Source organism: Butyricicoccus sp. AM78-15b2TA (assembly GCF_027665985.1).
In the GTDB taxonomy this organism is placed as follows: Bacteria; Bacillota; Clostridia; order Oscillospirales; family Butyricicoccaceae; genus Agathobaculum; species Agathobaculum butyriciproducens.
This window is the reverse complement of record NZ_JAQEHY010000042.1, coordinates 1-5,024: the sequence shown is the minus strand read 5'-3', so window position 1 is coordinate 5,024 and position 5,024 is coordinate 1. Positions and strand designations below refer to the sequence as shown.

Here is a 5,024-nt window from a genome sequence, read left to right as displayed (position 1 = left end):
GGGATTCTGGTTGCCTTGGCGCTCGATACGGCCCTTTCTCTGGGCAAGGTCTCCCGGTCTCCACGGACAGTCCAGGTCATGAAGTGCCACCAGACGGTCCTGCACATTGGTGCCTGCGCCCATCTTGGCGGTGCTGCCCATAAGCACACGCACCTGACCGGTACGGACTTTAGAGAACAGCTCCTTTTTCCGCACTTCGGTATTGGCTTCATGGATAAAAGCGATCTGGTCGGCAGGCATCCCCTGGACAATGAGTTTCTGACGAATATCGTCATATACCGTAAATGCCGGTTCCTGCTCCGGCAGAGGCACAGCGCCTTCCAATGCGTGAAGCAGTGGATTATCCAGTGTTTTCGCCGCCTTGCTTGCAGGAGCTTTTGCCTGTGGTGTAGAAATGTCGCAAAACACCAGCTGGGTCAGCTTGTCAGCTTCGCCATCCCGCCAGATCTGCATGATGTTCTCCACACACTGATTGACCTTTGTGCCAGGTTCATCCGGCAGCATCTGGTTGACGATCCTCTGGTCCAGCCCCAGCTTGCGGCCATCCGAGGTAATTTTGAGCATATTGTCCTGGGACGGATCAACGGTTCCGCTGTGTACCAGCGATGCGCGCTCCGAAAGGGCCTTGACCATTTCCTGCTGATGTTCGGTAGGCTGCGCCACGATGTTGTGGTATTCCCCCTCCGGGGTGGGCAGGTTCAGTTGGTCGGCGGTCTTGATGTCCGCCACTTCTTTGAACAGGTTCATCAGCTCCGGCAGATTAAAGAACTTGCTGAATCTCGTTCTTGCCCGGTAGCCGGTGCCTTCCGGTGCCAGCTCCAATGCTGTGACGGTCTCTCCAAATCGGGAAGCCCAGCAGTCGAAGTGGGTCATGTTCAGTTCTTGCAGGCGTTCATACTGAAGATAACGCTGCATGGTGTAAAGCTCGGTCATGGAGTTACTGACCGGGGTGCCGGTGGCAAAAATCACGCCACGGTTTCCGGTGATCTCATCCATATAGCGGCACTTGGCAAACATATCGGAGGATTTCTGCGCGTCCGATGTGGAAAGACCAGCCACATTCCGCATCTTGGTGTATAGAAACAGGTTTTTATAGTTATGGGCCTCATCTACGAACAACCGGTCTACACCCAGCTGCTCGAAGGTTACCACATCGTCTTTTCGCCCTTCGGCTTGCAGCTTTTCCAGTCTGGCTTCCAGAGACTTTCTGGTACGCTCCAGCTGCTTGACGGTAAAACGCTCGCCGCCGCTGGCCTGTACCTCTGCAATCCCCTCGGTGATCTCGTCGATCTGCTCATAGAGAAGCCGTTCCTGACGCTCCCGGCTGATGGGGATACGCTCAAACTGGCTGTGTCCCATGATGATGGCATCATAATCACCCGTCGCAATACGAGCGCAGAACTTCTTTCGGTTATGGGTCTCAAAGTCCTTTTTGGTGGTGACTAAGATATTGGCGGAAGGATAGAGACGCAGAAACTCCGACGCCCACTGCTCGGTCAGATGGTTGGGAACTACAAAGAGAGATTTCTGGCATAATCCCAGGCGTTTGGCTTCCATCGAAGCAGCCACCATCTCAAATGTTTTGCCTGCGCCCACTTCGTGTGCCAGCAGAGTATTACCGCCATACAGCACATGGGCGATGGCGCTTTTCTGGTGTTCCCGCAGGGTAATGGCCGGATTCATGCCGCCAAAAGTGATATGGCTGCCATCATACTCACGGGGACGGGTGGAGTTCATTTCTTCGTTGTACTGGCGCACCAAAGTCTGGCGGCGCTCCGGGTCTCTCCAGATCCAGTCCCTAAAGGCTTCCCGGATCGCCTGCTGTTTTGAGCCGCCAGGGTGGTCTCCTTGGCATTCAGCACGCGGCGCTCTTTTCCGTCTGCATCCTCTATGGTGTCATAGATACGGACATCCCGCAGGTTCAGGCTGTCCTCTAAAATCTTGTAGGCGTTGGCGCGGCTGGTTCCGTAGGGGGTATAAGCTGCCACATCGTTGTAGGATACAGAAGATTTCCCCTTGATCTGCCATTCAGCAGTAAAGGAGGAATAGTTGACCTCAATGCTGCGCTGGAGATAAAACGGGGTGTTGAAGGTCTCGTACATAAACTGCTGGATGTACTCTTTGTCAATCCAGGTAGCGCCCAGACGCACTTCGATCTCCGACGCATCCAGGTCTTTGGGCTGGGCGGCGGTAAGAGCTTCCACATTGACTGCATAAACCGGGTCCTGCTGTGCCGCCCGCTGCGCCTGACGCAGTTTGCGGCGTACATTGCCGGAGAGGTATTCATCAGCAGTCACATAATGGGGCGTTCCGTCCTGCTCCAGCTGTCCCGGTACACGGAAGATTACGCCTTGCAGCTCTCCGGCCAGTTCTTCTTTTGTTTTTCCGGTAAGCTGGCTCATATAGCTCATATCCACGCAGGCTCGCTCCGCGATGGAGACAGCAAGAGCTTCACTTGCGGTATCCACGGTGTCCACCGCCTTGTGTGGCTTGATGGTGCGCTTGGTGAACATATCCGCCTTGCGTTCCAGTTTCCCGTCCTCGTCGATGACTTCCAGCGCGCAGAGCAGATAGTAGCTGGAATCATCGGCAAAGGCCAGCCGGTTCGCCCGGTCATTGATAAGACCATATTTTGCGGAAAAGCTATCATAGAGCCGGTTCAGTTCAGCCTGTTTATCCTGGATGGCGCTGTCCGGTGTGGCGGCGTCCATTTGGAAATCAATGAGCTGCTGGACACATTCCCGCAGGCCCACCAGCCCTTTCACGCGGGCCTCGGCGGTGGAGTTCAGGTCTGGGCGCACCATGCGGCTGTTTTCACGGAAATACACAGTGCCGTCCACAACGGTGTAGGAGTAATTTTTCACATTGGGGTCGGCGGGAATGGAGGTGTCGATGGCTTCGCCCTCACCCAGCTCCGGCAGCTCGGCTTCCTGGTAGGTGCCGCGAATGTACTTCACGGCATCATGCAGCTGATCGGCAAGCTCCAGCCCCTCAATGGGATTCACGGTGTAGTCCATGCCATGGGCAGTGCTTACCGGCTCCTGTCTGCCCAGCACCATTTCCGGGTGGTCGATAAAATACCGGTTGATGGCAAAACCGTCCTCCGTCTGTCCGGTCTGGGTCCATTCCGGCACGATGTCCAGCGGGCGGTCCCGCTTTTGGAGGAAGATGATGTCCGATACCACCTCGGCACCGGCATTCTTTTTGAACGCGTCATTCGGCAGACGGATAGCTCCCAGCAGCTCAGCACGCTGGGCAAGATAGCGGCGCACGGTGGAATCCTTGGCGTCCATAGTATAGCGGGAGGTTACAAAAGCCACCACGCCGCCGGGACGCACCTGGTCCAGTGCTTTGGCAAAAAAATAGTTATGAATGCTGAAATTCAGCTTGTTGTAGGCTTTGTCGTTGACCTGATACTGACCGAACGGCACATTGCCGATGGCAAGGTCAAAGAAGTCACGCCTGTCTGTGGTCTCAAAGCCGCCTACTGTGATGTCCGCCTTGGGATAGAGCTGCTTTGCGATGCGCCCGGAAACCGGGTCCAGCTCCACGCCGTACAAATGGCTGTTTCGCATTTTCTCCGGCAGCATACCAAAGAAATTGCCCACACCCATAGACGGCTCCAGAATATTTCCGGTCTCAAATCCCATACGGTCCACCGCTTCATAGATGGCCTGAATGACCGTAGGGCTGGTGTAATGGGCGTTGAGGGTAGAGCTTCTGGCGGCGGCATATTCCTCCGGGGTCAGCAGTTCTTTTAGCTGGGCATACTCTAAAGCCCATGCCGGTTTCTCCGGGTCAAACGCATCAGAGAGACCGCCCCAGCCCACATATCGGGATAGGACTTCCTGCTGTTCCGGCGTTGCCTGTGCAGTGGTTTCCTCCAGGTATTTCAGCAGCTTGATTCCCTCGATATTTGCCTGGAACTTGGCTTTCGGACCGCCTTCGCCCAAATGCTCATCGGTAATGCGGAAGTTTTTTGCATTGCGGCGCAGGTTAGCCTTGTATTCCTCATAAGATGCTTCCTCGGCAGCTTTGGCATTGGGAAAGGTCTGCCACTGGCCATTGACCTGAATGGAAACCGGGTGTTCATCCAGCACTTCCTCAAAGGTTTTCTCCGGCTCAATCACAGGGGCTGGTGGCTCCGGCTCCTCGATATGCAGTCGTTCCACCACCACATCATAAGGTAGATGGTTCTTATCGCCCGGATAGACGGCCACGGTCTCGGAATGAAAGGCTGGGGATTCGGCAGACGGTTGGGGCTGTTCTTGTCCAAAGCCATCCAGCTGACGGGCATACATCCCGCGCAGCAAAGGCGCAACCTCATCCCAGCGGAAATACAGCACAGCCAGACGCTTTTCCTCTGCGTCCAGGACTTCCAGCTCCATGCCCTGTGCCGTGGTACGGTAATCGGCAATATCGCCGGTCTCCAGATTCAGTGTCTCGATCTCACCGGAATAGGCTCTGCTCGACCAGTAGGCGATCTCGCTGTTGCTCCTGCCGGATTGCGGCAGCGTGGAAAGCTGCTGTTTATCCGCTTCATCCATGAGTCCATGGGCCAATACCTCCCGCAAGTCTTGATCTGCCTTGTCCGGGTCAATCGAAAGAAACTCGGTATAGTAAGCATTGCGGCGGTCTGCCCGAAGCAGCTGCTCGAACTGTTCTTTGCGCTCTGCCCGATAAATGGGATATACCATGCCGGTGGGCAGAAGCTGTACGGTGTCATCCCTCAGCTCGGTGATCTGATAGGCGTCATCCTCGATATACACGGTATCACCCACGGCATAAACCGGGGCTGCAGGGTCATAGGAGGTTCTTTGCGGAGTTGGGCGGCGAACTGCATCATATTCCTCATCGGAAATGGAAACATCGGAAGTCTGTTCTGTCTCGGCAGCTGCAATCTGCTCGGCATCCGACATCACCTGTTGGATAAACGGGTCATTGTCCAGTTTTTCCGGGTCTGCCACCTGTCCGTTGACGATTCCTCTTTCCTCCAGGGCTTCCCGGATGGCGATAGGGTCGAT

At 55.4% G+C, this 5,024-nt stretch carries 1 pseudogene; it reads right to left on the bottom strand.

Going from position 1 to position 5,024, the window contains the following annotated elements:
* A pseudogene (locus PGS25_RS15385) lies at positions 1 to 5,024 on the bottom strand (SNF2-related protein); the annotation flags it as partial.